The organism is Kluyvera sp. 142486, assembly GCF_046569695.1.
Lineage (GTDB): Bacteria > Pseudomonadota > Gammaproteobacteria > Enterobacterales > Enterobacteriaceae > Kluyvera.
Genome location: NZ_JBKHUI010000013.1, coordinates 129,996 through 156,622 on the forward strand (window position 1 = coordinate 129,996; position 26,627 = coordinate 156,622).

General features: G+C 52.8%; 25 protein-coding genes, 1 tRNA gene and 1 pseudogene. 14 read left to right on the top strand and 13 right to left on the bottom strand.

All coding sequences use genetic code 11. From position 1 onward, the window contains the following. The first annotated feature begins 108 nt into the window (after positions 1–108). Together ACLGE8_RS15460 and ACLGE8_RS15465 are read left to right on the top strand one after the other, a co-directional pair. Complete coding sequence (locus tag ACLGE8_RS15460) at positions 109–1,056, top strand: carbamate kinase family protein (protein WP_410999728.1); 948 nt, start codon at positions 109–111, stop codon at positions 1,054–1,056. A gap of 12 nt (positions 1,057–1,068) precedes the next feature. Next, positions 1,069–2,448: an amidohydrolase family protein gene (locus tag ACLGE8_RS15465; RefSeq protein WP_410999730.1), complete on the top strand. Its 1,380-nt coding sequence runs from the start codon at positions 1,069–1,071 to the stop codon at positions 2,446–2,448. A gap of 92 nt (positions 2,449–2,540) precedes the next feature. Here the strand turns inward: ACLGE8_RS15465 and ACLGE8_RS15470 are convergent, their stop codons facing one another. From ACLGE8_RS15470 to ACLGE8_RS15485, 4 genes are read right to left on the bottom strand one after another with little or no spacing between them, the layout of a single operon-like run. Beyond that, the gene (locus tag ACLGE8_RS15470; protein WP_410999732.1) at positions 2,541–3,857 is read right to left on the bottom strand and encodes a PTS sugar transporter subunit IIC; all 1,317 of its coding nucleotides are present in this window, start codon (positions 3,855–3,857) and stop codon (positions 2,541–2,543) included. Positions 3,858–3,863: 6 nt separating this feature from the next. Beyond that, the gene (locus ACLGE8_RS15475; RefSeq protein ID WP_410999734.1) at positions 3,864–4,553 is read right to left on the bottom strand and encodes a 6-phosphogluconolactonase; all 690 of its coding nucleotides are present in this window, start codon (positions 4,551–4,553) and stop codon (positions 3,864–3,866) included. A gap of 16 nt (positions 4,554–4,569) precedes the next feature. Continuing rightward, positions 4,570–5,892, bottom strand: coding sequence for a 6-phospho-beta-glucosidase (locus ACLGE8_RS15480; RefSeq protein ID WP_410999736.1), 1,323 nt, complete (start codon positions 5,890–5,892; stop codon positions 4,570–4,572). Further along, positions 5,892–6,644, bottom strand: coding sequence for a MurR/RpiR family transcriptional regulator (locus ACLGE8_RS15485; protein WP_410999738.1), 753 nt, complete (start codon positions 6,642–6,644; stop codon positions 5,892–5,894). The genes ACLGE8_RS15480 and ACLGE8_RS15485 overlap by 1 nt, the downstream gene beginning before the upstream one ends. Positions 6,645–6,997: 353 nt before the next feature. Between ACLGE8_RS15485 and ACLGE8_RS15490 the strand changes: the two genes are divergently transcribed. From ACLGE8_RS15490 to ACLGE8_RS15505, 4 genes are read left to right on the top strand one after another with little or no spacing between them, the layout of a single operon-like run. Further along, positions 6,998–7,549, top strand: coding sequence for a peroxiredoxin (locus ACLGE8_RS15490; RefSeq protein ID WP_410999740.1), 552 nt, complete (start codon positions 6,998–7,000; stop codon positions 7,547–7,549). A 20-nt stretch (positions 7,550–7,569) separates the two neighbouring features. After that, positions 7,570–8,802 (top strand): protein-disulfide reductase DsbD family protein, encoded by a 1,233-nt coding sequence (locus tag ACLGE8_RS15495; RefSeq protein WP_410999742.1) that lies wholly within the window; start codon positions 7,570–7,572, stop codon positions 8,800–8,802. 20 nt (positions 8,803–8,822) lie between these two features. Beyond that, on the top strand, positions 8,823–9,380 hold the full coding sequence (locus ACLGE8_RS15500; RefSeq protein WP_312655450.1) for a sigma-70 family RNA polymerase sigma factor: 558 nt from the start codon (positions 8,823–8,825) through the stop codon (positions 9,378–9,380). Beyond that, positions 9,367–9,996 (top strand): DUF1109 domain-containing protein, encoded by a 630-nt coding sequence (locus ACLGE8_RS15505; RefSeq protein ID WP_410999744.1) that lies wholly within the window; start codon positions 9,367–9,369, stop codon positions 9,994–9,996. Before ACLGE8_RS15500 ends, ACLGE8_RS15505 begins: the two co-directional genes overlap by 14 nt. A gap of 123 nt (positions 9,997–10,119) precedes the next feature. Here the strand turns inward: ACLGE8_RS15505 and ACLGE8_RS15510 are convergent, their stop codons facing one another. After that, positions 10,120–10,623, bottom strand: coding sequence for a DUF523 domain-containing protein (locus ACLGE8_RS15510; RefSeq protein ID WP_410999746.1), 504 nt, complete (start codon positions 10,621–10,623; stop codon positions 10,120–10,122). Positions 10,624–10,973: 350 nt separating this feature from the next. Here ACLGE8_RS15510 and ACLGE8_RS15515 point away from each other — a divergent pair, with 350 nt between their 5' ends. The 4 genes from ACLGE8_RS15515 to ACLGE8_RS15530 all read left to right on the top strand — a co-directional run bounded on the left by ACLGE8_RS15515 (position 10,974) and on the right by ACLGE8_RS15530 (position 12,213). Then, positions 10,974–11,108, top strand: coding sequence for a hypothetical protein (locus ACLGE8_RS15515; RefSeq protein ID WP_410999748.1), 135 nt, complete (start codon positions 10,974–10,976; stop codon positions 11,106–11,108). Between the two features lie 51 nt (positions 11,109–11,159). After that, a complete protein-coding gene (locus ACLGE8_RS15520) occupies positions 11,160–11,459 on the top strand; it encodes a SymE family type I addiction module toxin (protein ID WP_410999750.1) in 300 nt (99 codons plus the stop codon). 137 nt (positions 11,460–11,596) lie between these two features. Then, the gene (locus tag ACLGE8_RS15525) at positions 11,597–11,884 is read left to right on the top strand and encodes a hypothetical protein (protein WP_410999752.1); all 288 of its coding nucleotides are present in this window, start codon (positions 11,597–11,599) and stop codon (positions 11,882–11,884) included. Beyond that, a complete protein-coding gene (locus ACLGE8_RS15530) occupies positions 11,884–12,213 on the top strand; it encodes a DUF1493 family protein (RefSeq protein WP_410999754.1) in 330 nt (109 codons plus the stop codon). The genes ACLGE8_RS15525 and ACLGE8_RS15530 overlap by 1 nt, the downstream gene beginning before the upstream one ends. 287 nt (positions 12,214–12,500) lie before the next feature. Here ACLGE8_RS15530 and ACLGE8_RS15535 read toward each other — a convergent pair whose 3' ends face one another. Further along, complete coding sequence (locus tag ACLGE8_RS15535) at positions 12,501–12,668, bottom strand: hypothetical protein (protein ID WP_410999756.1); 168 nt, start codon at positions 12,666–12,668, stop codon at positions 12,501–12,503. A 212-nt stretch (positions 12,669–12,880) separates the two neighbouring features. Here ACLGE8_RS15535 and ACLGE8_RS15540 point away from each other — a divergent pair, with 212 nt between their 5' ends. Continuing rightward, positions 12,881–17,158 carry an NACHT domain-containing protein gene (locus ACLGE8_RS15540; protein ID WP_410999758.1) on the top strand — a complete coding sequence of 1,426 codons (4,278 nt, stop codon included), beginning with the start codon at positions 12,881–12,883 and terminating at the stop codon, positions 17,156–17,158. Between the two features lie 238 nt (positions 17,159–17,396). Here the strand turns inward: ACLGE8_RS15540 and ACLGE8_RS15545 are convergent. Then, positions 17,397–18,203 (bottom strand): annotated as a pseudogene (locus ACLGE8_RS15545) (tyrosine-type recombinase/integrase); the annotation flags it as partial. A 164-nt stretch (positions 18,204–18,367) separates the two neighbouring features. Further along, positions 18,368–18,443: transfer RNA gene (locus ACLGE8_RS15550), tRNA-Phe, on the bottom strand. 169 nt (positions 18,444–18,612) lie between these two features. On the opposite strand from ACLGE8_RS15550, the gene ACLGE8_RS15555 reads away from it, so the two are divergent. Next, positions 18,613–19,461, top strand: coding sequence for an AraC family ligand binding domain-containing protein (locus ACLGE8_RS15555; RefSeq protein ID WP_410999760.1), 849 nt, complete (start codon positions 18,613–18,615; stop codon positions 19,459–19,461). A gap of 36 nt (positions 19,462–19,497) precedes the next feature. Continuing rightward, positions 19,498–20,088 (top strand): LysE family translocator, encoded by a 591-nt coding sequence (locus ACLGE8_RS15560; protein ID WP_410999762.1) that lies wholly within the window; start codon positions 19,498–19,500, stop codon positions 20,086–20,088. Here the strand turns inward: ACLGE8_RS15560 and ACLGE8_RS15565 are convergent. The 5 genes from ACLGE8_RS15565 to aspA all read right to left on the bottom strand — a co-directional run bounded on the left by ACLGE8_RS15565 (position 20,085) and on the right by aspA (position 25,662). Further along, on the bottom strand, positions 20,085–20,660 hold the full coding sequence (locus ACLGE8_RS15565; protein ID WP_185669286.1) for a transcriptional regulator: 576 nt from the start codon (positions 20,658–20,660) through the stop codon (positions 20,085–20,087). The genes ACLGE8_RS15560 and ACLGE8_RS15565 overlap by 4 nt on opposite strands. 42 nt (positions 20,661–20,702) lie before the next feature. Then, entirely contained in the window at positions 20,703–22,409 is a 1,707-nt protein-coding gene (locus ACLGE8_RS15570) for a protein-disulfide reductase DsbD (protein WP_410999764.1), read from the bottom strand. Further along, positions 22,385–22,708, bottom strand: a complete 324-nt coding sequence (cutA, locus tag ACLGE8_RS15575) for a divalent cation tolerance protein CutA (RefSeq protein WP_035894239.1) — start codon at positions 22,706–22,708, stop codon at positions 22,385–22,387. Before cutA ends, ACLGE8_RS15570 begins: the two co-directional genes overlap by 25 nt. 105 nt (positions 22,709–22,813) lie before the next feature. Next, positions 22,814–24,115, bottom strand: a complete 1,302-nt coding sequence (locus tag ACLGE8_RS15580) for an anaerobic C4-dicarboxylate transporter (protein ID WP_410999766.1) — start codon at positions 24,113–24,115, stop codon at positions 22,814–22,816. A 110-nt stretch (positions 24,116–24,225) separates the two neighbouring features. Beyond that, on the bottom strand, positions 24,226–25,662 hold the full coding sequence (gene aspA / locus ACLGE8_RS15585; protein ID WP_035894237.1) for an aspartate ammonia-lyase: 1,437 nt from the start codon (positions 25,660–25,662) through the stop codon (positions 24,226–24,228). A 337-nt stretch (positions 25,663–25,999) separates the two neighbouring features. Between aspA and ACLGE8_RS15590 the strand changes: the two genes are divergently transcribed. After that, positions 26,000–26,476, top strand: a complete 477-nt coding sequence (locus tag ACLGE8_RS15590) for an FxsA family protein (RefSeq protein WP_410999768.1) — start codon at positions 26,000–26,002, stop codon at positions 26,474–26,476. The last annotated feature ends 151 nt before the right edge of the window (positions 26,477–26,627 follow it).

The following is a 26,627-nucleotide window of genomic DNA, read 5'->3' on the forward strand; positions in this document are numbered from 1 at the left end:
GCGTTTACGCCGACCCCGGGGTTCTCCCGGCGGCGCTTCGCTTGGCCGGGCTACAACGGCCACCCCAACAACAATAATCACATCACCTTCTGCACTGGAACCTACACGATGAAAGAACTTGTGGTCGTTGCCATTGGCGGCAACAGCATAATCAAAGACAACGCCAGCCAGTCGATTGAACATCAGGCAGAGGCGGTGAAAGCGGTCGCGGACACGGTGCTTGCGATGCTGGCATCGGATTACAACATCGTCCTGACCCACGGCAACGGCCCGCAGGTGGGGCTGGATCTGCGTCGCGCGGAGATTGCCCACGAGCGAGAAGGGCTGCCGCTCACCCCGCTCGCCAACTGCGTAGCCGACACCCAGGGCGGTATCGGCTACCTTATTCAGCAGGCGCTGAATAACCGGCTGGCAAAACGCGGCGAGCAAAAAGCGGTGACGGTGGTAACCCAGGTGGAGGTGGATAAAAACGACCCCGGCTTCGCCAACCCGACCAAACCCATTGGCGCGTTCTTCAGCGCCGAACAGCGTGACGAACTGTTAAAAGCCAACCCAACCTGGCGATTCGTCGAAGATTCCGGACGTGGCTACCGTCGCGTTGTCGCCTCGCCGGAGCCAAAGCGCATCGTCGAGTCTGAAGCCATTCAGGCGCTGGCGCAGAAAGGCTTCCTGGTGATCGGCGCGGGCGGCGGCGGCATTCCGGTGGCGCTGGGGGAAGAGGGCGATTATCACAGCGTTGACGCGGTGATCGACAAAGATCTCTCCACCGCGTTGCTGGCGCGCGAGATCGCCGCCGATATTCTGGTGATCACCACCGGCGTGGAGAAGGTCTGCATCCACTTTGGTAAACCGGAACAGCAGGCGCTGGGGCTGGTGGATATCGCCACCATGACCCGCTATATGCACGAAGGCCACTTCCCAGCGGGCAGTATGCTGCCGAAGATTGTTGCCAGCCTGCAATTTTTACAACACGGCGGTAAACGGGTGATTATCACCACGCCGGAATGTCTGCCTGCCGCCCTGCGTGGCGAAACGGGCACCCATATCGTCCATTGATAAGGAACGACGATGAAAGAGAATAATAGTCGCCGTGAGTTTTTAAGCAACAGCGGCAAAATGGTCACCGCCGCCGCGCTGTTTGGTGCAACCGCGCCGATGGCCTATGCAGCGACTTTTGGCGCTGCCGTCTGCGAGACGAAGGGAACCATGAACATTACCGACAGCCATTACTATCTGGATAACGTGCTGCTTGAAACGGGCTTTGAGTACGAGGGCGCGGTCGTCGTGCATACCCGTACCGCACTGCAGACCGTGGAAATTCAGGACGGCAAAATCGTGGCCCTGCGCGACAATAAAAATCACCCGGATGCCACGCTGCCGCACTATGACGCGGGCGGCAAGCTGATGCTGCCGACCACCCGCGACATGCATATCCACCTTGATAAAACCTTCTACGGCGGCCCGTGGCGCTCGCTCAACCGCCCGGCGGGCACCACGATTCAGGACATGATCAAGCTGGAGCAAAAGCTGCTGCCTGAACTCCAGCCGTACACCCAGGAGCGCGCCGAAAAGCTGATTGACCTGCTGCAATCAAAAGGCACCACCATCGCCCGCAGCCACTGCAACATCGAGCCGGTCTCCGGGCTGAAAAACCTCGAAAATTTACAGGCAGTGCTGGCGCGTCGCAAAGCCGGCTTCGACTGCGAAATCGTTGCTTTCCCGCAGCACGGCCTGTTGTTATCAAAATCTGAACCGCTGATGCGCGAAGCGATGCAGGCCGGGGCGCACTACGTCGGCGGGCTGGACCCGACCAACGTCGACGGTGCGATGGAGAAGTCCCTCGACACTATGTTCCAGATTGCCATCGACTACCGCAAAGGGGTGGATATTCACCTGCATGAAACCAGCCCAGCGGGCGTGGCGGCGGTGAAATATATGGTGGAAACCGTAGAGAAAACGCCGGAGCTGAAGGGCAAGCTGACCATCAGCCACGCCTTCGCGTTGGCAACCATGAACGAAGAGCTGGTGGATGAAATCGCCTCGCGTATGGCCGCGCAGCAGATCTCCATCGCTTCAACGGTGCCTATCGGCACGCTGCATATGCCGCTGAAACAGCTGCGCGACAAAGGCGTGACGCTGATGACCGGCACCGACAGCGTGATTGACCACTGGTCGCCGTACGGCCTTGGCGATATGTTCGAAAAAGCCAACCTCTACGCCCAGCTCTATATCCGCCCGAACGAGCAGAACCTCTCCCGCTCGCTGTTCCTCGCCACCGGCGACGTGCTGCCACTGAACGACAAAGGCGAGCGCGTGTGGCCGAAGGCGCAGGATGACGCCAGCTTTGTGCTGGTGGATGCGTCGTGCTCGGCGGAAGCGGTAGCGCGGATCTCTCCTCGCGCCGCAACGTTCCATAAAGGACGGCTGGTGTGGGGCAGCGTGGCATAATCCTGTAGGCCGGATAAGCGCAGCGCCGCCATCCGGCAACCCGTACTGATACTGCCGGATGGCGCTGCGCTTATCCGGCCGACTTCTGGTTTTTATTGCTGAGTCTGTAGTTCACCCACCGTGCTTTCTAGCCGATGCTCTTCATGCAGATACTGCTTATCTAAAATCTTCACGAATGGCGTATAAATCGCGGTGGCGATAACCAGATTCACCGCCTGTAAAACGACGCCTGAAATCCCGGTAGTGAGGAAGCCAGAAATAAAGATTGGCGTGGTCCAGGGTATCGACACGCCGGACGTGGGAGGAACCCAGCCGAGCGCAATAACCACATAGGTGACCGTACACAGCACCATCGGTGTGATGATAAAAGGGATAAGCATCAGCGGGTTGAGCACGATCGGCAAACCAAAAATAATCGGCTCATTGATGTTAAAAATCGCCGCGGGTGCTGCCAGCTTTGAGAGCTGCTTTAATCGCGTGCTTTTGGCGACCATAAAGATGCTAATCAGCAGCGCCCCGGTAAAGCCCGTGCCGCCGGCAATCAAATACACATCCCTGAACTGCTGGGTAATGATATTGGTGGCGGCGAGTCCGGCCTGCGTCTGCGCCAGATTCTGCGCGCTGAGCGTTTGCCAGATTGGCCCCATTACCGACGTCATGATTGAGTCGCCGTGGATCCCAAAGAACCAGAAGAAGCTGATCATCATCTCGGCAATCAACTGTGATAAAAGGGAATTTCCCAGATACAGCAGCGGCTGTTGCAGCATGACGCTGATAAATTTCCCCGGTGTACCGAAGTGCGTGTGCTCGAACAGCACCTTGACGATAATCCAGAACAGCAGCACCACTAAGATAGGCACCAGCGATTTAAATGACTTAGCAATCTCTGGTGGGACGCTAGCGGGCATCTTGATGGTGAAAGCCCTGCTTTCCAGAAGCTGGACCATCTTGATGGTGATGACGGTAACGATAATCCCTAAGAACATCGACTCGGAGCTAAAGTCGACAAGCGCGTAGGCATCAGCAACGATCTCCCCAGACCCGGTGGTGATGCTGCCCGGCGACATTAAAAAGAAGATGGCAACCGGCAGAATGGCGGTACTTTGGCTGAGATTGAGCTTTTCAACCAGCTCCTTTGAGAAGGTGATAATAACCAGCAGCGTCATTAATCCGTAGCTGGCGTTAATGCCGTAATTGAGTTTATCCAGCGTACCTTCCCCTAACAGCGAACTCATAAACTCGTGATAGCCGTTAATCGGAAAGTTGGTTAATAACACGAAAAATGAACCGACAATCAAAAAGGGAATCAGGGCGATAAACGCATTTTTGAGGGCGGTCAGGTAGATGTTTGACGAGATTTTCTCGGCCAATGGCAACATCTTTTGTTCGAGTAGAGAGGTTATGCTCATTGCCGATTACCCTTTAAGGTCTTTCGTAATGTAATAATTAACCTGCGGGAACTGCTTGATATAGATGGCAGGAACCTGGGTGTGATGCGCATCGCCGTTAACAATCTGCTGGTAAATGTCTTTCTTCGCGTCGTGGTTGATGATGACAATCACCTTGCCTGCCTTGATGATTTTATTCAGGCCGACGGTAATACCCTCACTGAGGGTGACATCTCCGGAGAAGTATTTGTGGCTAGCGACGTTAATCGTTACATCATCCAGTTTGGTCTGTAGATAATCCGCATCAAACGGCACGCCCGGCTCGTTTAAGCCGATATGCCCGTTCATTCCCACGCCCAGAATCACATAGTCAAACTCTTCGCCGTTGAGTGCGGTTTGGTAATGGGTAATATTTTGTGTCGTTGAGGCAAACGGATCGAAATGGACTAACCGCACCGGATAGGTGCATTTGTGCACAAAGTCCTGATTAATCATGCTCAGACAGCTACCGTCTGACTCGCTGGGAACGTTAACCCACTCGTCCAACGCGAAGAAGGTCAGGTGCTCGGCAATCGGGGTTGCTGCTAGCGCGTCGTACACCCAGTGCGGCGTGCTACCGGATGGGATCAGCACGCGAGAGTGTGGTTTTAGCGCGGAAAGCTCGCTGACGACCTGTTCGGCCAGCGCGGTATTGGTATCAAAAGTTGTACATTTCATCCGTTTCATCCCGCGATTAAAGTGATTCAATCTTTTTGGCGAATAAAGGCAGATACTTTTTATTCGCCAGCAGCATCTCTTTGACTAACGCCACGCCGTTATTATCGCTTGAGCATAATGGGTTAAAAATAAAGCCAGCGATCAGTGCCTGATAATCACCGGTGGCGGCGGCTTTAACGATCTGCGCTTCATAGTCTTTCATCATTGAAACGATCCCTTTGGCGGGAGAAGGGATTTCGCCGGTACAGATTGGGATAGGGCCATTACGGGTGAGAACGCAGTTCACTTCCACCACCGCGTCTTCCGGTAAGTTGGTGATTGCGCCGCCGTTGCGAACGTTGACGGTTTGAATGCTCTTATCGTCGAGGTAAATAGCACGAATGACGTTCAGTGCGGCGGTGGAATAGAGTGCGCCGCCGCGGGCTTCCAGCTCTTTAGGTTTATCCTGAAGCGTAACGTCGCTGTATTTTTTAAATAGCTCAGCTTCGATATTTTTGACAATCTCACCGCGCGAAAGCTCTGCTTCTTCTTGCTCGGCCAGCATTTCGGTAGTCTTGAGATAGTATTTTAAATAGGAAGAGGGGATCAGGTTAGTGGCGGCCAGCAGCTCTTTATTAAATTGCTCATTGCTGACGTTTTTAAAGCTCAGAGCATCGACGTCGGCGGCGTTAATCATCTCGATGGTTTCACGAGTGCGGTCGATGCCGTTGTGCAGAATTTTGGTAATAAAGTTCATGTGGTTGGAGCCTTTGAACTCGACGTATAAATCCTCAACGTTGACGTTCAGCAGGCGAGCCACCTGATGGGTCATATTGATAGGCCCGTTACACAGACCAATGACCCGATTGTTATTGCTGTACTTGAGTACCGCTTCCGTCACCATGGAAGCTGGGTTAGTGAAGTTAATCAGCCACGCATCCGGGCAAATCTCCTTCATTTCGTTAGCAATTTCAATGATGACCGGAATAGTGCGCAGGGCTTTGAACATCCCGCCCGCGCCGTTTGTTTCCTGGCCAATAAAACCGTGTGATTTTGGCAGTTTCTCATCAACGATTCGCGCATCAATGCCGCCAACGCGCAGCTGAGTTACCACGAAATCTGCACCCTGCAGCGCTGTTTTGCGGTCAAAGGTTTGGGTAACCTCAATCGGTAAGTCCGCTTTGGCGAGCATTCTTTTGGTGAGCTCGAAAATGATGTTCATTTTCTCTTTGCCCATTTCTACGTCGACAAACGCGATATGCGAGATAGGGAGCTGGTGGTGGTTTTTAATCACCCCTTCAATAAGCTCTGGCGTATAACTACTTCCTGCACCAATCACCACAAGTTTTACGGTTTTCATTAATCTTCTACCTTTGAATTAAATTTTAACGACACTTTTCGGACATTGGATAAATGGAAAAGCATGATATCTACGATGGCTATCTGGATCGGATAGCTAATATTTTCGAAAGCGGTATCTTTAATAATGGCGTTTTTGTAAATCAAAGCAGCATCGGCCTGAAGCGCCAGCGTGGAGTTTTCCCGGCTGGTAATCGCGGCTACCTTGATGCCATTTTTTCTGGCGTTAAAAATGATCTCTTCCAGCATTTCTGATTCACCGCTGTTGGAGACAATTAGCATGCAGTCGTTGGCGGTGAGAAAGCGACTACGGACGTTGCAGTTGGTGTAGTCCGTCTCGTTGAGGATATTAAAGCCCAGCACCATCAGGTTATAGCTAACGTAGTTCGCCACGCTATCCGAGGTGCCGTATCCCCAGGTAATAATGGTATTGCAGCCGGATAAAAAGTCACAAAAGGCTTTCACTTTACTCTCTGACACCTTGGTTAAGGCGTCCTGCATTTCACGGATATACTCGCTAACAAACGTGTTATGGTGCTGCGAGTTTTGCGATTTGGAGAAGACGTCCCTGACGTCGACCTTAAATTCCTGGAAATTATTAAAGCCTAATTTTTTCACCAGCTTCGAAATAGACGGTGCGGTGGTGTAAACGCGCTCAGCCAGTTCATGAATTTTCATCCTATAAACGTCAGTCGGATTTTCCTGACAGAATTTATAAATTCGCAGTTCATTACTGGTTAAGTCTTTTCGCATGGAGTGCACCTTTTATTATGCGGCTCTCGGGAGGGATGTTAACAAGGGAGAATTGGAAATAGGTTTTATGATTTAGAAATTAATTTCCGTGATCCGCGTTATAAATTTCCATGCGGAGACTTTCCATATCATTGGAAAGCGTGAGGCCTTGTAGGCCGGATAAGGCAACGCCGCCATCCGGCAATATCGGCGCAGGTTGCCGGATGGCGCTTCGCTTATCCGGCCTACATACACCCATAGCTCGGACGAGGCCTCTCGATTCCAAAATTTTTTTACCCACAACCGAAACCTTCAGGCCTTAGCGTGCGAACTATTATGTACAGAGCACCTTTATCCCCCTGATGGAGTCGACCATGAATCGTTTGAAAGCCTTATCAGCCGCCGCCGTACTCAGCCTTTCTCTCTTCGCCGTGAATGCGAACGCCGCCCTTGAACCAGGTGCAAAAGCCCCGGACTTCAGCCTGCAAGGCGCGCTCGGCGGTAAGCCGTTGACCTTCTCCTTGCAACAGGCATTGCAGAAAGGCCCGGTGGTGCTCTATTTCTTCCCGGCCGCGTTCACCAAAGGCTGTACCCTTGAAGCGCACGCCTTTGCTGAAGCCACCGATAATTTCAAAAAGCTCGGTGCAACCGTGGTGGGCGTGACCGCCGGGAACGTCGACCAGGTGGATGAATTCTCAAAACTGGAGTGCCGGGATAAATTTGCCGTGGCGGCAGACCCAGGCGCGAAAGTGGCGGCGCAGTACCAGACGCTGATGCAGATGAACGGCAAAACGGTGTCCGACCGTACCTCGTTTGTGATTGCTCCGGACGGCAAAATCCTGATGAGCTACACCGACCGCAACCCTGATCAGCACATCCAGAAAGCGATGGATGCCGTGAAGCAGTACGCGCAATCGCACTCGTAATTTAGCCGCCGGGGTTCGCTATGTTTACTGCCATTCTGGCCGCCTTTGTCGGCGGCATTATCCTCAACCTGATGCCCTGCGTGTTCCCGGTCATTTCACTGAAGGCGCTGGGTATTTTGCGCCATGAGGGCGATGCCAAAAGCGCACGCACCGAAGGGTTGGGCTTTTTGCTCGGCGTGATTTTTACCATGCAGGTGCTGGCGGGCATACTGCTGGCGCTACGCGCCGGTGGCACCGCCGTCGGCTGGGGGTTCCAGCTTCAGTCGCCGATGGTGATTGCCGTGCTGGCGCTGATTATTCTTGGCGCGGCGCTGAACCTGCTCGGCGTGTTTGAAGTGGGCTTGTCATTGCAGCGAGCCGGGGAAATTTCGGTAGGCAGCGGGGCTTTTGTGCGCTCGGCGCTAACCGGCGCGCTGGCGATTGTGGTGGCGACACCCTGCTCGGCACCCTTTATGGCGGGCGCGGTAGGCTACGCGCTGGTGCAGCCGCCGGTAGCCTCGCTGGCGATTTTCCTGTCGCTGGCGATAGGCTTTGCCGCACCGTTTACCCTGGTTTCGCTGTTCCCGGCCATCGCCAAACGCCTGCCACGACCGGGCGCATGGATGGATATCCTCAAGCGCGGCCTGGCGTTCCCGATGCTTGGGGCGTTTGCCTGGCTGGTGTGGGTGCTGACGCAGCAGGCGGGGACGACCGCGCTGTTAGCGATGCTAATTTGCGCCGTCGTGGTGAGCTTTGCCGCGTGGCTGTACGGCATGGCCCAGCGCCGACGCTATATTGGGCAATCCTATAAAGGGCTGTTGGCGGTGACGGTGGTGCTGTTTATCGCCGCGGTCAGCCCGCTGCCCGGCGTGATGCACGTCCAGCCATCGCAGCCGGAACTTGCGCGTGTGGAAAACATTACCCACGTGAAGTGGTCGCCGCAGACAGTGGCGGAGATGCGTGGGCATGGCAAGGCTATCTTTGTTGATTTCACCGCTTCCTGGTGCATTACCTGTCAGGTGAACGAGCGCACGTCGCTCTCCACGACGGCGGTGAAGCAGGCGTTGGCGAGCACGAACACGATCTACATGGTGGCGGACTCCACCAAATTTAACGCCGATATTGATGATGCGATGACCGCGTTCGGGCAGGGTGGTTTGCCGCTCTACGTGGTCTACCCGGCAGATGGCAGCGCACCAAAAGTGCTGCCGCAGGTGCTGACCCCGACGATTGTGGTCGACGCCCTGAATCAGGCATCCGGTAAAAAAGCATGAGGTAACGGGCATGGCGGAATATGGATAACGGTTTAGCGCCGCGTGAAGCATGGCCTGCGCTGATGGCAAGCGCGCAGGCGGGGGATCGCGATGCCTATACCCAGCTGCTGCGGGCCATTGTGCCGGTGATTCGGGCAATGGTCCGCAAGCAGATTGCCGACAGCGTGCTGGTTGACGACGTTATCCAGGACGTTCTGTTGGCTGTCCATCGGGTGCGCCACACCTACGATCCCGCCTGTCCGTTTTTACCCTGGCTGATGGCCATCACCCAGGCCCGCACCGTTGACGCGCTGCGCAAGCGTGGCCGCCACTGGCTGCGTGAAGCCGATGAGGAAGAGGCCGTTGAGCCTGCCGCCGAACACATCCCGGAAGAGGATGAACGAGAAGAGACGCTGGCGCTGATCCTCGACCAGCTTCCCTCGCGCCAGCGGCAGATTGTGGAGCATATCCACCTGCAGGAGATGAGCCTCGCCGAGGCCGCTGCCCGCCATAATTTAAGCGTTTCGGCGGTGAAATCGCTATTACACAGAGCACTAACCAACCTTCGCCGGATGGGAGCGAACCATGACCGATCATGATCTTTTTATTGCGAAGCTTAGCCGCGACGCCGGGCCGATACGCCGCCCCTGGGCCAGCAACCGACGGGTCGCCGCCTGGCTGCTGATGGCGCTGCCGTGCGGTTGGCTCAGCAGCCTGGTGTTTCACCGGGTGGCAACAGACTGGACGCAGTCCGGCGCGCTGCTGGCGGCGCTACAGCTGACCGTGGCTTTTGTGATGGGCATACTGGCGATACGCAACGCCTTCCTGCTGAGCATCGCCGGACGAAAACCGCTGGGCTGGCGCTGGTTTGCACCATTGATTGCGCTGTGGTTAGGCGGCGTTATCTTCAGCCTTGGCACAACGCACGCGCCGGAAAGTCATTCCGACGAGGTGAACTGCTACGCGTTTATGATGGCGGTGAGTACGCCGATGATGGTCATTATGATGGGCTACCTGCGCCGCACACGGGCCCTGTACCCGCTGCGCACGCTGGCGACGTCAGGAGTGGGAATCGCCTGTATGGCGCTGACGATGCTGTCGTTTTGCCACCCGGTGGAGGTGCATCCGCTGGATTTCCTGCTGCATATGGCAGCGGGGGTAACGATCGTGCTGGTGATGATGGCGGTGGGGTGGCGGTGGGTGAGGATTGGGTGATGAGCGTTGCGGCATTGCCGGATGGCGCTGCGCTTATCCGGCCTACATGCGTTGTTTGATAACGATGTATTTATCTTTGTAGCCCGGCTGAGGCGCAATGCGCCAACGCCGGGGCGGCTCTTTCTAAACCCCTTCAACCTCATCCAACCGCCGCTTCAACGCCGCCAGCTGAAACTCGCTAAACACCTCAATTCCATGCTGGCGCAACAGCGCCACCGCGACCCCTTCGCCCGGCAATTTCACCCCGCTGAACGCACCGTCATACACGTTCTGGCTGCCGCAGGTTGGGCTACCGTCGGTCAAAATCGCAAACCGACAGCCGTGACTCTGCGCGGCTTTTAACGCCAGCCAGGCCGCCAGCACGTACGGCTGCGTCACATCACGCCCGTCGCTTTCCACCACCTGCGCCCGCCCGCTCAACACCTCGATACCCTGACCGTTAACCATTTCCGCCGACAGACGCGGCGTTTCAAGTCCCGCCGCCAGCTCCGGGCAATGGGCGACCAGGCGACCTTCATCGCGCCACTGTTGCAGCAGATTTGCGGTACAGGATTTATCGGTGCCGTTGTAGCGCACGGGATGCCCGGCGAGGCAGGCACTGAGGAGGATTTTGTGTTTGGTGGTCATGGAGAACCTTGAGGATGCGTGGCAAGGCGGTTGTCGCGATGCCTGCGGTTATAGGGTAACAGATAATCAGTCTCGGGGGCGGTCAGACCTTCGGGGGGACTAGATAAGTACAAGGATTGATGCACCTTAAAACAGACGTTAACTGTATTTTGCCTGTTTTAAGGTGCGTAAATAATGTTAACCGAACAATCATCCGTGTGGTTTTGCGAGGCGGATTCCAGAATAACCATCGTGTTTTCAGGAAGTCCGGGGGCGGATTGCGGCGCGTTAGCTATAGGAGTACTTTCTTCACGCACCTGCAAAATCAGGTGTCGGGATTAGCCTCTCTGATAGAATGTTACGGGCGACATATGACGAGCAAACGTCTCAAAATATGTCGTACGCACGGCTACACCTCAATGGTGGGCCAGGCGGGGGCGTCGCAAGACGCGCCGGTTCCCTGTAACACCGGTAAGGCTAACCCCGTCTGGTTCCGCCACCCGTGAGATTAGCCTCTCCTGCGGCGGACGTTTAACCCGTTACAGGAGGATGCCCACATGGCAACGATCCCTACCCAGACTCACCCATCATCCGAAAAACCGGCCAAAACTGAGCGCCGCTACACCGTCAGCTACGTTCCCAGCCAGAACGGCCCTAGCACGCCAGCGATTAACCTGAGCGGCAAATGGCTCAAAGACGCTGGCTTCGATACCGGTACTGGCGTCACAGTTAAGATTGCCGGAGACTGCATTGTACTTATTCCCGACGGCGATGAAGTGCAGACTCTGCGCGAGCAGCTTAAACAGATGAAGCTGGCGATAAAAACGGTGAAAGCGGAAGTGTTGAACGCGCTTTGAGAGGCTGAGTCAGCGTAACGATTGGGATGCAAAAAAGTAAAAACCCAGCCATAGGCTGGGTTCTTTGAAGCATTGCGACGGTAATATCATTTTTGCAGACGCATGGAACGAGCGCCAAACGGCGTAATGAGGAACGAATGGATGCGGTTGAAGAAATAAACGGGACATACTTTTATCACGGGCATACCCATGTGGTACCTGGAGAACGGTTTGACCAGAGCTTCATTGAGCAACTTGCAGATGCATTAGGAATGACCGCTGAAGCTGTCAGCATGATTTTGATTGGCCAGCCGCTCGTCCCGATATCAGGGAAACTATCCGCCGCCACTCTAATAATTACGGTTCAGCTTGTTGCGAAACGTACGCCTGAAAAATACAACCTGATTGCCCGATCGAAAGACCGTATACAATGGACTTCATTCTAATGGACAGAGACTATGAAGCAGAAGTTATCGGGTACATCATGGCACGTTACCCGATTCGAAAAAGAAGGTTTAAACCTGAAATTCAACAGGTCACCAAGGAATGGACCTTACTTGATGATTTTCAGTTTGTACCGGAAGATGCGCATGATTTTTTGTCGGATTTATTCGCGCATTTTGATATTGAGCATTCAAACTTTGATGGTAGGAATTACTTCGAATACGAGTATCCAGTCTGGCAAAAAAGACCCATGCCGGAACCAGAAATTAAACCGCTGACCGTTGCGATGATTATCGAGTCTGCGAAGGCGGGGAGATGGTTGTATGACTGAATAGATAAGGTGTCTACCGGAGTCTCAGAAAGCAAAAAAACCGCCATAGGCGGGTTCTTCTAAATAGTGGTGCCGGACTCGGAATCATATCCACGATTAACATGCTGTTTATTATTGGTTTTGTTGATATTTATCGCAAATAGAGCCCCCACGAAGGTCCCCATAAAAAATTGCTTTTTTTTGAGATGGTTATCACGAAAAAAACGTTATTTTGCGAATAGGAACCTCGTTATATGTGGAGTCAGGTCCACATATAACGTGTTCTAAAAACACCGACTCACTTTCCGTTAATTCTCTACCATCAACCGGGCAAGCTTGGCAAAAATCGAACTCTTGCTGCTTTCACCGCTCCTGACCATATCCAGGGTAAAGCTATTGAGGTGAACGCCGGTTAACGGATGACTAAATACATCTACGGCATTGCCTTGGGCATCCCATATCAGCAGATTTTCCACTAGGTAAGGCCGTGCAATAGTAGGATTTGTAGGCTGAGCATCACTCACCAGAACAGTGGCTTGTAGACGTTTTTCGCTACATCAATGTCCAAAGTCAATGCAGCAATTAATCTCGAGTTTTTGCGAGCCATGCCAGAGATTTGCTGTTGTATCAACAAATTGAAGGCAGTATTTTAGTTGTTACACTCTCAACTCAAAGCATGGTAGAACCAATGAATCTGGACATCATTTCTTTGGACCGGTCCTTTACCGCAGTACCTAAAGATAGCCTTGGTAATGAGGATGAAAAATCCACCTCTATGGGTATCTTGATGGGATCAATTAAATGGTCTCAGCTTGAGGAGGAGTATCGTGTTGTGATTCTTGCGGCTGCAGGGGCAGGCAAGACTGTAGAGATGCGCTCTCGCGCGGAAAACATCAAGCAAAGTGGAAGATTAGCTTTTTTTATTCGTATAGAAGATTTGGATGAGGCGGATTTTGCATGGGGTTTGGAAGTAGGCTCTGCGGAGGAGTTTGAGGCTTGGCTGGACTCTACTGATGAGGCTTGGTTCTTTCTGGATTCCGTTGATGAGGCGCGTCTGGTAGCACCGACAGCTTTCGAAAAAGCAGTAAAACGATTTGCTTACGCAATAAAAAAATCTCGACATAGAGCACATATATATATTTCTGGTAGGCCTTATACATGGAGTTTCGCAACTGATTGTGAAACGGTTGAGCGCCATTTACCCTTTTCTAATCAAAACGTAGTTGAGGGGGGTTATAGAGACAACCCTTTGACCATCTATAGCCTTAACCCGTTGAGTCTGGATGATATCCGTTTTTATGCATCCCGGCGTGAAGTTAGAGATGCAACTGAATTTGTTGATGAAATTGAACGGGCAAATTTACAAGCGATGGCGTCTCGCCCCTTTGACCTGGATTTTCTGATTACTACATGGAATAAGGATGGAAAGCTTGGTTCTCGTTTCGAATTATTTGAGCGAAACGTTACAACGAGGCTTGATGAAATCGACCCTTCAAGGCGTCAGGCAAGACCTCTTCAGGCATCAAAAGCGCTTGAAGGGGCTTCTCTGCTTGCGGGGGCAGTTACCTTCACTGGAAAAAGTGGCATTCAGATTAATGATAAGCTGACAGAACGAGTTGGTGTGAATGCTGAAGTTATTTTAGATAGTTGGGAACCTCAAAATGTATGGGCTCTTCTAGAGAGAGGGATTTTCAGTGATGCGATATACAATATGGTTGGTTTCCGTCACCGAGAAATTCGGGATTATTTAACAGCAAAATGGCTTAACTCATTGTTGGAGAAAGGGCATTCAAGAAGAGTCGTTGAGTCACTGATATTTCGCGACATATATGGCGAGAAAGTAATTACTCCTAGACTAAGTACGTTAGTCCCTTGGCTGATATTGATGGATGATAAAATAAGGGATAAAGCATTAAGCATTCAGCCTGAAATAGCGCTTAATGGTGGGGATGTCTCTCATTTACCTCTGTCTGTACGAGTTGGCATGCTTAGAAATATTGTCAGTCGTATTGCAAGCGATACAGACGAAAAACGAGTAAGGTACAATGATGCTATTGGAATGATAGCTAAATTAGATTTAGTAGAAGAAATATCATCTCTTATCAAAGAGTACTTTTATAATGATGATGTTATTTTCTTTTTGTCAAGGATGCTATGGCAAATTAATAAGCCAGTTTGCCTGGAAGAATTAATGTCAATTGCGGTTGATCAAAAGCGATATCTTTACGCGCGTATTGGTGCCGTTAGAGTATTGGTTACTACCGCAACAGCTGAGGTTTTGACATCATTATGGCAAACCTTGAATAAGAATTCAGATAATTTATCACGACGTATTCTGGCTGATCTCGTGAATAACGCTGATTTTAACATACAGAATGTTAACTATTTATTGGGTTCATTTAAAAAATTAGAGCCTTATAAGCAATTCGAAACAACGGGATTGGTTGAGGGAATCAAGGCGTTCATAGAAAAGGTACCCCACATTAATGCCTCCAATTATGAGAAAACATTAATTATTCTTCTAAACGGTTTTTACGATTTAATTAAACTTGCTCCTTACTGTGAGCAACCTGATATAGGAATATCGGAAGAAAATGTGTGGCTGTTGCCTTCAGCCATGGATCTTATTGAAAAGTTGGTGTCATTACGCTCGGATATATGCTTAGAGAAAAAAGTGCTAGATTTAATGCTGGCTTTTGTCCAAACCAGAGATTGGCATGCCGATCATATTCGGGAATACAAAGGGGCATTGTCTGAACTAGTTCCCGCATGGCCGGAGTTAAACGATGCTCTTTTCTGGCGTGCAGTAGAAAACAGAAGAACCGAAACGCAATTCAAAAACCGCAGATTGATTGATGACTGGCATGTCCAATGGCCAGGGCATTTCTTTAAGTTTGATGTGGAAAGTTTTGAGCGAATTTTGAGCTATGTTAGTCAAAAAGAATTGCTTGATGATCGGTTGGTTGCGTTGTCTTTGGCTCTGCGTGTTTATACGCAGTCTAATAATAGTGAACAATTTTTATCGGGAATTAATGAAGTATCCCAACAACATCATGAGTTAGTACAGAAAGTTGCATTTTATTTAAACCCTCCGATTGATCCTGAAAGAGAAGAGTTAAACAAGCAACAGGCTGATTTAATAAAAAAGGCAGAGGAAAAACGAGCGCAGAATGAATGTGAGCGTATTAAGTGGATTGACCATGTTAAAGCAAATCCTCAAGCTATAAAAAACCCACCCGGACTGGCGACAGGTGAGACCAGCAATGGACAATATTGGTTATACCAGGAAATAAATAAAAATAATCACGATCATCTTGCAACTAATCATGACTGGCGTGATCTTATTGAAACATTTGGTATGGACGTTGCCTGTGCGTTTCGTGATGCGGCCATGGCATATTGGCGGATTTACAGGCCTGAAGACCAAAGCTCAACCTCAATACCATTTAATCTTATTTTTGGATTGCTTGGGCTGGAGATCGAATATAAAGAGAACCCGAGTTTTGCTGACTATCTTCCACCCGATGAAGTACAGCATGCTCTTTTATATTTAACAAAAGAAATGAATGGCTTTCCTGGCTGGCTGGAAAAGATGTATCAAACTTATCCGGAGACTGTTGTAAATGCACTCTGGAAAGAACTGGAGCAGGAACTTTCAAATAATAATCAACCCAGTCAAATGTATCCACTCTTGCATGATGTTGTTTATCAGGCTCCCTGGAGCCATATAGAGTTGGCTCCCGCACTTTATAAGTGGCTTGAAGGGAATGAGCCGAAATCTAATCAGAGCTTGAGAAGCTGTATTCGTATTATGGTTAATGGCGGTATTGGTTTTGCTGAGTTAGCCCACTTGGCTAGTAAAAAAATCGATGCTCCTTCTCTGGAGGAGAATCTTCCAACCTGGTTTGCCTTATATGTTGATACCTCTCCGGATGAGGCGATACCCAAGTTAAAAACCTGGCTCGAGCAATTATCAGAAGATAGAGCATGTATATTTTCACAACATTTTATAACGACGCTCACCGGGAAATTCCGCCATGGTGAAGAGAGAGCCTCTTTTACGGGCGGGGTGCGTAATCCTGTTAGTTTAAAAGCGTTATTTTTGCTTATGACCACGTTTATCAAGCCGGAGGATGATTTAGATCATTCAGCCGTTACTACATATACTCCGACGCTTAGAGATGATGCACAAAGTGCCCGTGAACTACTTTTTCAGTGGCTAGCAGATATTCCGGGTAAAGAAGCCTATATCACTATAATGGAGCTTATTAATGAATACCCTTATGAAGGTTACAAGCATTGGATGGTAAGGGCTGCACGCAACAGGGCAGTGTCCGATGCTGATTTCGAGCTATGGACTGATGAGCAGGTACGAGATTTTGATGCCAGTTTAGTGTTTACACCTAATACTCCAGCACAGCTATACCAAATGGGTGTCCATTATTTACTGGATTTCAAGGATTGGCTCGAACGCGGTAATGATAGTTTGGCTAAAACCTATCAAAACATTACCAGCGAAACTGAGATGCGCAATGTTGTTGCTCATCATATCAAAACCACTGCAAAGGGGCGATTAACCTGCGCTCAGGAAGCTGAACTCGCAAATAGTCAACGGCCAGACCTATGGCTTCAACATCAAAATGTTGGTGTTCCCATTCCTGTTGAGCTGAAACTGTTGGATAAATCCTGGTCAGGAAGTGATCTGTGTGAGCGTTTGGAAAATCAGTTGGTAGGGGATTACTTACGTGAAAATCAAGCCGATTTTGGTGTGTTTTTACTGATTTGGCAGGGTAAAGATCAACCAGTTAAAAATTGGATTATTAATGGTGCTAAAGTAAATCTCAATGAACTTGAAAATGCATTAACTCAACATTGGTTATCTATCTCGCCTAATTATCCAAAAATTAAAGATGTAAAAATCATTGTCATCGATTTAAGTATTCGCGAGAGAAGGTCTGCTGAATAAGGTTTAATGAATTAGTATTCCAAGGCTCCTTTCCCCTGAATATTGCGTATGTTCAGGGGAAAAAGGGCCGCTCTTTTAGCGACGAGAGGGTTTGAATTGCGACCCCGCTTCATGAATCTTGCAACTTCCCGATCCTCTTCTCCTAAATTGTCACATTTTTATTTCTTTTTTTGCTGAATAAATCCAACGCTTTTGTCACGCTTTGCCCTTTATACTGTAAGCACACCCGTTTTGCCGGGATACTTACAATAGGTTCCCGATTTGCAGGAAGTGTCCACATCGCATTATCCAGGTCGATCTCCGACCAGCGGGCAAAACGTAATTCACTGGAGCGAATAAAAATCAGCAAATTAAGCTGTACCGCCAGCTTTGTCAGCAGTCTGCCTGAATAGCTGTCTATTCTTTCCAGTAGTTCAGGTAATTTTTCCAGCGGCAGGGCAGGGTAATGATTTTTCGGTGGTGGGGTGAGAGCGCCGCAGAGGTCATTGGCCGGGTTGCTTGTAATCAATCCTTCCTGTACGGCGTAACGCATGATGACTGTGGTACGTTGCTGTATTCGTGCTGCGGTTTCCAGACAACCTTTTTTCTCTGCCATCCGTAGCGGGATAAGCAGATCGGCAGTTTTCAGGTCAGTCACAAGGGCATTGCCGATGAGCGGGAAAATGTGCAACTCCAGTGAGCGCAGGACTCTGGTGGCGTGTGCCTCACTCCAGCGAATGTTCGCGGCTACCCACTGACGGGAGACGGTCTCGAAGGTAATGCCGTTTTTTCTCGCCTGCTTGTCCTGCTGTTTCTTTACACCGGGATCGGCACCTGTGCTCAGTATTGTACGGGCTTCCTGGCGCAGTTTACGGGCCGTTGCCAGCGAGACAGTCGGGTAAGCGCCAAACGCCAGCTTTTTCTCTTTTCCGCCAAAGCGGTACTTAAGGTGCCAGAGTTTGGAACCGTTGGGTTTAATCAGCAGGTATAAACCTTGCGTGTCGCTGAGTTTGTAAGGTTTTTCGAGAGGTTTGGCGTGGCGGGTGGCGGTATCAGTCAGAGGCATTGTGGGGGCTCCGTAGTTTATCAAACCGGCAGGCCCCCAATTAAGCCCCCAAAAACTACGGATGTCAAAAAATCTGGCAGTACCTTTCGGTACTCCAGATTTTCATCAACTTACTGATTTTTCTATGTTCCCGGACGTATAGGAACGTCCCAAAACTAAAATAGTGGTGCCCGGACTCGGAATCGAACCAAGGACACGGGGATTTTCAATCCCCTGCTCTACCGACTGAGCTATCCGGGCAACGAGGCGCATTAAACCGTAGTCGCTCCCTCACGTCAACCAAATTCACCGAAAAGCTGTTCAACTGCTTACTATTGCGGCAATCTACGCGTTTGCGCCGGATGATTGCACAAATCTTCCAGACATCGGCGCGGCAATCGGGCAATGCTGGCGGTGAGAGGGGGGCGGTATGGCAACGAAAGACTGGCTTGAGCTGCGACAGCATGCCGATACGGGCATTGAGACAATCAAAGCGCACTTTGAAGGGTACGCGTTCGACCCGCACTGGCACGATAGCTATCTGGTGGGGATCACGCTGTCTGGCACCCAGCAGTTTCACTGTCGTCGCGAGCGTCACCATAGCGTGCCGGGCGATGCCTTCCTGCTGGAGCCGGGGGAAATTCACGACGGTGAAGCGCCGGTGGCCGGTGGCTTTACCTATCTCACCTTTTACCTCGATGAACGCTGGCTGACCAGCACCCTGCGCGGGCTATATGACGCCACGCCGGACAGCTATTCGCTGCACTTTAACCAAACGCTCACCCGCGAACCGCAGCTGGTGCGGGCGATTGGCGAGACGTTCAGCACGCTGCATACCGATGAGATGCGCATTGTGCAGCAGAGCAGTATGGACGGCCTGTTGGCGCAGCTGACCGCGCACTGCCAGTGGCGCAAGCGGCTGCCGTCGGCGATTCAAAGCTCGGCGATTGCTCATCGGGCGCGGGACTATCTGCATGCGCATATGGGCGACAATATTGGGCTCTCTGATTTAGCGCGGGAGACGGGCACCGACCGTTTTACCCTGACGCGCAGCTTTAAGCGTGAGTTCAACATGGCCCCACACGCGTGGTTGATCCAGCTGCGGCTGGCGAAAGCGCGCCAGCTATTGTCGTTGGGCGAACAGCCGGTTGACGTGGCGGCGACGCTCGGCTTTGCCGACCAGAGCCACCTCGGGCGCTGGTTCCAGCGTGCGTATCGTATCTCGCCAGCGCATTACCGTCGGTTGTGCACAAACCTTCCAGACGTTTCCAATAAATAACGGCACAGTCGGGACTCTAATAATAAGGAGTCACCTGTGAATATCATGCCGTTTCTGCTGTTTGCCTTCGTTGCGTCGATAACGCCGGGGCCGACCAATATCCTTGTTCTGACCAATAGCCAGCACTATGGCGTGCGGGCGACTATTCCAGCGCTGGTCAGCGGTTGCGCGGCGGCGAGCGCGATTGTGCTGGTATCCGGCGCGGGCGCGGGGGAAGTGCTGCGTCAGTATCCGCTGGTGCGCCTGGTGATGAGCTGGGCGGGCGTGCTGTGGCTGACGTGGATGAGCTGGCAGCTGTTCTGCGCGCCGGCGGCGAATATTGCCGGGCAGTCACATCATCGCTTTACCGCTAAAGCGGCAGCGCTGTTGCAGGTGATAAACCCGAAAACCTGGATGATGGCGCTGGCGGTTGTCAGCCTGTTTGCTCCGGCGGGCGAGCATGCGCTGCGTGAAGTGGCGCTGATGGCGCTATGGTTTTTACTGATCTCGGTAGCGTGTCTGATGTGCTGGGCGTGGCTGGGGAAGGCGGTGAATCGGGTGTTCCGCACCACCGTGGCGATGGTGCGGTTTCAGCGGCTGATGGCGCTGTGCCTGCTGGTCTCCGCGTGGGCGGGGATGCTGGCTTAGGTCAGCGCGCCGTTCTGGCGGCACTGGGCAAAGCGCAGGATGTCTTCGGCAAGACGGTGCGCGGTGTCCACGTCGGCCTGGCTGCGGCTGACCAGCATGCGGCTCAGGCAGCCTTCCAGCACCAGCTGCATCTGTTTGGCGACCATCGCTGGGTCGTCCACTTCCAGCTGGGTCAGCAGCTCATGGCTGTACGCATAGGCGGCCTGCTTTTGCTGCTCGGCGAGCTGGTGAATCGGGTGGTCTGCCTCCGGGTAGAAGGTACAGGCGGCGATAAACAGGCAGCCGGGGTAGCGATTTTTCGTCACGCATTCGGTCAGCGCAGTGTAGCGGGCCAGCAGTTTTTGCTCGGGGGTCAGCTCTTCGTTGAGCATCAACTGGCGACGCCAGGTCTCCACCTGCTGACTCAGGTAGCGCAGCGCGTCATACAGCAGCGCTTCGCTGTCTGGCCAGAAACGGCGCAGTTCGTCCAGCGGGCGGTCTACGCGTTCGGCAACCATCTCCAGCGTGGTGCTCGCAATCCCTTCTTGCTCAAGGAGCTGTAGGGCTTCTCCTAGTACGTCTTCGCGTTGCACGTGTCTCTCCTCCGTTGACGGCTATCCGTCTAAAAGTGTTGTCTACGGTTGGCGATCGCGCAAATGTGCGCGGAACGCGGCGGCATCCTTGAAGCCGGTGACCCGTAGTGCGGGCTGTTCGTTGCCGTTCTCATCAAAGAAGAGAATGGTTGGCAGGCCCAGAACCTGTAAATGTTTTAGCAGCGCCACGTCCTCGGCGCTGTTGGCGGTCACGTCCGCCTGTAGCAGTACGGTGTTTTGCAGCGCCTGCTGTACCTGCGGGTCGCTGAAGGTGTACTTCTCAAACTCTTTGCAGGCCACGCACCAGTCGGCGTAAAGGTCGAGCATCACCGGCTTACCCTGAGCGCTGGCCAGTGCCGCGTTCAGCGTCTCAACGTTGCTGATGCGGGTAAAGTTGAGGTGCGATTGGCTCTGCGCCACGGTGGTGCCAAAGGCCCAATCCTGAAGCGGGCGCACGCTAATCAACGCGGCGGTGAGCAGGAGTATTTGCCCGATGCGCTGCCACGGCTTTTTCAAACCGAGGCTGGTGATAAACGCCCAGCCGAAGAACGCCACGCCGAGCATCGACCACAGCCGCAGCCCCCAGACGTCGCCAATAATACGTTCCAGCAGGAACACCGGCAGGGCGAGGATCACAAAGCCAAAGGCAGTTTTGACGTGCGCCATCCACGGCCCGCTTTTCGGCAGCAGGCGGTTGCCGAATACTGTCACCAGAATCAGCGGCAGACCCATCCCCAGCGCGTAGAGGTACAGCGTACCGCCGCCGAGCCACAGATTACCGCTTTGGGCGATGTACAGCAGAATGGCGCTGAGCGGCGCGGTGGTGCACGGCGAGCAGATAAGCCCGGCAATCGCGCCCATCGCAAATACGCCGCCCATCGAGCCGCCCTGCTGGCGGTTGCTCATCAGGGTGAGGCGGGTCTGTAGCGACGACGGCAATTGCAGCGAGAAGGCACCAAACATCGACAGTGCCAGCAGGATAAACACCGCCGACAGGCCAATCAGCACGTACGGATGTTGAAGCGCCGCCTGGAACTGCATCCCGGCGGCGGCCACCACCAGGCCGAGTGCGGTGTAGGTGAGCGCCATGCCTTGCACATAGATAAAGGCCAGCAGCAGCGCGCGGGCGGTGGAGAGGCGCTGTTTACCGCCGAGGACGATACCGGAGATCAGCGGGTACATCGGCAGGACGCAGGGGGTGAAGGCGATGCCGATGCCGATTAATAGGGCCCAGAGGGCGGAGAAGGGTAAGTCCGCGCTGGGGTTGCCCCTCACCCCGGCTCTCTCCCCGGAGGGGAGAGGGGGAGGAGTCTGCGCGGCTTGCGCGACCGCGCTCAATGGTACGGTTTTGGTTTCCGGCGGGTAGCAGAAGCCCGCGTCGGCGCAGCCCTGGTAGGTGACGGTGAGCGTCGCGCCTGCGTTGGCCTGGGTCAGCGTCACCGGTACGGTCAGGCTGTGGCGATAGATTTCGCTTTTGCCGTAGAACTCGTCGCTATGCCACTCGCCGTTGGGCATCTTGAGCGGGGCGATGCTGGCGTTGGCTGGGGTCACCAGCACCTGCTTGCGGTAGAGGTAGTAGCCGTCTTTCACCTGCCAGGTGAGGTTCACATCGTGCTGGTTTTGCTGAAAATCAAAAACGAAAGCCTGATCGGCAGGAACAAAATTAGTGCGGCCGGGCGCGTCAAACAGCCCGGCAAAGGTCGAGGTGCTGCACAGCAGCAGAATCAGCGTAAGGAAGCGTTGAGCCATGAGAGGTAATCGGTATCTGCGTGAGTAACGGGTAAAACCAGAAGTTCGGGCGTTTGATACGGGTGGTGAGCCTTCAGACAGTCGAGCAGCGCCTGCTGGTGCGCGTGGTCGGTTTTCAGCAGCATCTGCACTTCATACTCCTGTTCGAGTTTCCCCTCCCAGTAGTAGAGCGAGGTGGCACCAGGCAATAGCGTGGCGCAGGCCGCCAGCTTTTCCGCCAGCACTTTCGCCGCCAGGTCCTGGGCGGTAGCTTCATCAGGAGCAGTACAGAGAACCACAACAGCGTCGGGAGTACTCATTGCAAACCTCGTATCGATGAAAAGAGGCACTATAGCACGGCGGGGAAAGGGGGTTGAGTGAATCGGGCCGCAGAGCGGCCCGACTTTAACGATTTTTACAGCGGATTAGAGCATCAGGCCGCCGAAGATGAAACCAAGGATCACGCACAGAGTAATGGCGATAACGCCCGGGATCAGGAAGGCGTGGTTAAACACGTATTTGCCGATACGGGTGGAGCCAGTGTCATCCATCTCTACCGCCGCCAGCAGCGTTGGGTAGGTTGGCAGCACGAACAGTGCGGAGACCGCCGCAAAAGAGGCAATGGCTGTTAATGGGGTGACGCCGAGCATCAGCGCCGCAGGCATCAGCGCTTTGGTGGTCGCCGCCTGGGAGTACAGTAGGGTAGCAGCAAAGAACAGCACCACTGCCAGCAGCCACGGGTAGTTGTTCAGCAGGTCGCCCGCGATGGCCTGAATGTCGGCAATATGCGCTTTGACGAAGGTATCGCCCAGCCACGCGACGCCCAGTACACACACGCAGGCGCTCATGCCGGACTTAAAGGTGCTGGCGTTGAGGATCTCGCCGGTATCGACTTTACAGGTGATGCAAATCAGCGTGGCGATGGTCAGCATGAACACCACAATCGCTTCGTTGCGCGGCAGTACCGGGTTCTGAATCAGCCCGACGGTGTCGCTGATGGCGGTGGCGTAGAACATTACCGCCACGATACCAATCAGGAAAAGCAGGACGGAGCGCTTGGCATGCGGCTTCAGCTCAAACACTTTGCTGCCGCGCAGGCGCACTTCGCCTTTTGCCAGACGCTCCTGATACACCGGGTCATCTTTCAGCTCGCAGCCGAGGAAGTTACAGACAACCGCGGTGAGCATGACAGCAATCAGCGTGACCGGAATACAGATAGCCAGCAGCGTCAGATAGCTCACACCCATCGGTTCAAGGATACCCGCGAAGAACACGACTGCCGCAGAGATTGGCGAGGCGGTAATCGCAATCTGCGAGGCCACCACGGCAATAGAAAGTGGACGAGAAGGGCGGATACCCTGCTCTTTAGCGACTTCGGTGATCACCGGCAGCGTAGAGAACGCGGTGTGCCCGGTGCCCGCCAGGATGGTCATAAACCAGGTGACCAGCGGCGCTAAGAAGGTGATGTATTTGGGGTGACGGCGGAGCAGTCGCTCGGCCAGGCTGACGAGGTAATCCATCCCGCCGGCGATTTGCATCGCGGCTATCGCGGCGATAACCGCCATGATGATTTCAATAACGTCAAAGGGTATCGCGCCGGGTTTAATTTGAAAAATGAGCGTCAGCACCAGCACGCCGAAACCGCCGGCGAAGCCGATGCCAATGCCGCCAAGTCTTGCCCCCAGATAAATGGCAAGAAGCACAATGACCAGTTCTGCTCCAAACATAGTAGCCTTCCTTGTTTAACAAGTTGATATGTAATTGTTGTGTTTTCGTGAATTATAGAAACAAAAAAGGCATGTCATCATGACATGCCTCAGTTTATTAGTCAGAAAGACTACTGTTCGCTTTCATCGGTATAGCGCTTCGCTTTATAGGCCGGATGCATCAGGTTTTGTGGGGAGAAGATATCGTCCAGCTCCGCCTCCGTCAGCAGGCCGCGCTCCAGCACCACTTCACGCACGCTCTTACCGGTTTCGGCACAAATTTTACCGACGATGTCGCCGTTGTGGTGGCCGATGAACGGGTTGAGGTAGGTGACGATACCAATCGAGTTATAGACGTAGCTTTCGCACACTTCTTTGTTCGCGGTGATGCCGTCGATGCATTTTTCCAGCAGGTTGTAGCAGGCGTTAGTCAGGATGTGGATAGACTCAAACAGCGCCTGACCAATCACTGGCTCCATCACGTTCAGCTGCAGCTGACCGGCTTCAGAAGCCATAGTGACGGTGGTGTCGTTGCCGATAACCTTGAAGCACACCTGGTTTACCACTTCTGGCACCACCGGGTTGACTTTGGCTGGCATGATGGACGAGCCCGCCTGCAGTTCCGGCAGGTTGATTTCGTTCAGGCCAGCGCGTGGGCCGGAGGAGAGCAGGCGAAGGTCATTACAGATCTTCGACATTTTCACCGCCAGGCGTTTCAGCGAGCTGTGCACCATCACGTAAGCGCCGCAGTCGGAGGTCGCTTCAATCAGGTCTTCCGCCGGAACCACCGCCAGGTTACTGACTTCCGCCAGCTTCTGAACTGCCAGCTGCTGATAGCCGTCTGGGGTGTTCAGGCGGGTACCGATAGCGGTCGCGCCGAGGTTCACTTCCAGCAGCAGTTCTGCGGTGCGTAGCAGGTTTTTGGTCTCTTCGGTCAGCAGCACGTTGAACGCGTGGAACTCCTGGCCCAGAGTCATCGGGACCGCGTCCTGCAGCTGGGTACGACCCATCTTCAGGATGTCCTGGAATTCCGCTGCTTTGCGCTGGAAGCCTTCGCCCAGCTGATTAATCGCATCAATCAGCTTCAGAATAGAGGTGTACACCGCGATGCGGAAACCGGTTGGGTAGGCATCGTTGGTGGACTGGCATTTGTTGACGTGGTCGTTCGGGTTCAGGTACTGGTATTCGCCTTTCTGGTGGCCCATCAGCTCCAGGCCGATGTTCGCCAGTACCTCGTTGGTGTTCATGTTAACGGAGGTGCCTGCACCGCCCTGGTAAACGTCTACCGGGAACTGATCCATGCATTTGCCGTTATTCAGGACTTCATCACAGGCAGCAATAATGGCATTCGCCACGCCTTTAGGGATTGTTTGCAGTTCTTTGTTCGCCAGGGCCGCTGCTTTTTTCACCATCACCATCCCACGAACAAATTCCGGGATGTCGCTGATTTTGCTATTGCTGATGTAAAAGTTTTCAATCGCTCTCAGAGTATGAACGCCGTAGTAAGCGTCAGCCGGAACTTCCCTGGTACCCAACAGATCTTCTTCGATACGAATGTTGTTTAGCATGTGAACCTTCTATTTGCGAGCTGCCAATGATTTCACCAAATACGCATAATCAGAATGGTTATGCGTTTTATGACCGCAGATTATTTCCTTAATCGGCCCAGTGTCTATGATGATATGCTGATAATAGCGGATTGCAGTAATCTGGATCACTTATTATCAGACGGAACGGATAAGAATTATTTATTTGTGAAATGAGTCACCGCTTGACCATTGTTGACAAAAATATGGATGCACGCTGATTGAAATGCGGCGAATCACCACCATTTAAAAGTAGTGCAGCGGGACGTTAATCGCTGCAAACGCGCGAACCGCGTGATTTTTCGAACAGGAGATGCCAGTGCGCTGGATACCGTTAATTGCCATTTTTCTCTATGTTTACATTGAGATATCGATTTTTATCCAGGTCGCCCATGTGTTTGGCGTCCTGCTGACGTTAGTGCTGGTCATTTTTACCTCCGTTATCGGCATGTCGCTGGTGCGCAATCAGGGCTTCAAAAACCTGATGCTGATGCAGGAAAAAATGCAGGCGGGCGAAAGCCCGGCAGCCGAGATGATCAAAAGCGTGTCGCTGATCCTCGCCGGTTTGCTGCTGCTGTTGCCAGGCTTTTTTACCGACTTCTTAGGTCTGGTGCTGTTGCTGCCGCCGGTGCAGAAACACCTCACCGTGAAGCTGATGCCATACCTGCACTTTAATCGGATGCCGGGCGGCGGGTTTGCGGGCGGTACCACGAGCGGGCAGACGTTTGACGGTGAGTATCAGCGTAAGGACGAGCGTCCTGACCAGCTGGATAATAAAGACGATAATCGCCCGTAAGTGAGGGTGATAATAAAAAGCCGGAGCGCGTTGCGTCTCCGGCTTTTTTTATGCCTGTGACCCGTCCTGAATAGCGTTGACACGTTCCTGACTTAAATCCGGAGAACGTGATGATGACTGAGTTCAAACGCACCCAACGTGATTATTCTCT

What these genes read in the sequence shown, in the direction of transcription:
- ACLGE8_RS15460 (WP_410999728.1), top strand. Translation starts at nt 109, where the DNA reads ATGAAAGAACTTGTGGTCGTTGCCATTGGCGGCAACAGCATAATCAAA.
- ACLGE8_RS15465 (WP_410999730.1), top strand. Translation starts at nt 1,069, where the DNA reads ATGAAAGAGAATAATAGTCGCCGTGAGTTTTTAAGCAACAGCGGCAAA.
- ACLGE8_RS15470 (WP_410999732.1), bottom strand. Translation starts at nt 3,857, where the DNA reads ATGAGCATAACCTCTCTACTCGAACAAAAGATGTTGCCATTGGCCGAG.
- ACLGE8_RS15475 (WP_410999734.1), bottom strand. Translation starts at nt 4,553, where the DNA reads ATGAAATGTACAACTTTTGATACCAATACCGCGCTGGCCGAACAGGTC.
- ACLGE8_RS15480 (WP_410999736.1), bottom strand. Translation starts at nt 5,892, where the DNA reads ATGAAAACCGTAAAACTTGTGGTGATTGGTGCAGGAAGTAGTTATACG.
- ACLGE8_RS15485 (WP_410999738.1), bottom strand. Translation starts at nt 6,644, where the DNA reads ATGCGAAAAGACTTAACCAGTAATGAACTGCGAATTTATAAATTCTGT.
- ACLGE8_RS15490 (WP_410999740.1), top strand. Translation starts at nt 6,998, where the DNA reads ATGAATCGTTTGAAAGCCTTATCAGCCGCCGCCGTACTCAGCCTTTCT.
- ACLGE8_RS15495 (WP_410999742.1), top strand. Translation starts at nt 7,570, where the DNA reads ATGTTTACTGCCATTCTGGCCGCCTTTGTCGGCGGCATTATCCTCAAC.
- ACLGE8_RS15500 (WP_312655450.1), top strand. Translation starts at nt 8,823, where the DNA reads ATGGATAACGGTTTAGCGCCGCGTGAAGCATGGCCTGCGCTGATGGCA.
- ACLGE8_RS15505 (WP_410999744.1), top strand. Translation starts at nt 9,367, where the DNA reads ATGACCGATCATGATCTTTTTATTGCGAAGCTTAGCCGCGACGCCGGG.
- ACLGE8_RS15510 (WP_410999746.1), bottom strand. Translation starts at nt 10,623, where the DNA reads ATGACCACCAAACACAAAATCCTCCTCAGTGCCTGCCTCGCCGGGCAT.
- ACLGE8_RS15515 (WP_410999748.1), top strand. Translation starts at nt 10,974, where the DNA reads ATGACGAGCAAACGTCTCAAAATATGTCGTACGCACGGCTACACCTCA.
- ACLGE8_RS15520 (WP_410999750.1), top strand. Translation starts at nt 11,160, where the DNA reads ATGGCAACGATCCCTACCCAGACTCACCCATCATCCGAAAAACCGGCC.
- ACLGE8_RS15525 (WP_410999752.1), top strand. Translation starts at nt 11,597, where the DNA reads ATGGATGCGGTTGAAGAAATAAACGGGACATACTTTTATCACGGGCAT.
- ACLGE8_RS15530 (WP_410999754.1), top strand. Translation starts at nt 11,884, where the DNA reads ATGGACAGAGACTATGAAGCAGAAGTTATCGGGTACATCATGGCACGT.
- ACLGE8_RS15540 (WP_410999758.1), top strand. Translation starts at nt 12,881, where the DNA reads ATGAATCTGGACATCATTTCTTTGGACCGGTCCTTTACCGCAGTACCT.
- ACLGE8_RS15555 (WP_410999760.1), top strand. Translation starts at nt 18,613, where the DNA reads ATGGCAACGAAAGACTGGCTTGAGCTGCGACAGCATGCCGATACGGGC.
- ACLGE8_RS15570 (WP_410999764.1), bottom strand. Translation starts at nt 22,409, where the DNA reads ATGGCTCAACGCTTCCTTACGCTGATTCTGCTGCTGTGCAGCACCTCG.
- cutA (WP_035894239.1), bottom strand. Translation starts at nt 22,708, where the DNA reads ATGAGTACTCCCGACGCTGTTGTGGTTCTCTGTACTGCTCCTGATGAA.
- ACLGE8_RS15580 (WP_410999766.1), bottom strand. Translation starts at nt 24,115, where the DNA reads ATGTTTGGAGCAGAACTGGTCATTGTGCTTCTTGCCATTTATCTGGGG.
- aspA (WP_035894237.1), bottom strand. Translation starts at nt 25,662, where the DNA reads ATGCTAAACAACATTCGTATCGAAGAAGATCTGTTGGGTACCAGGGAA.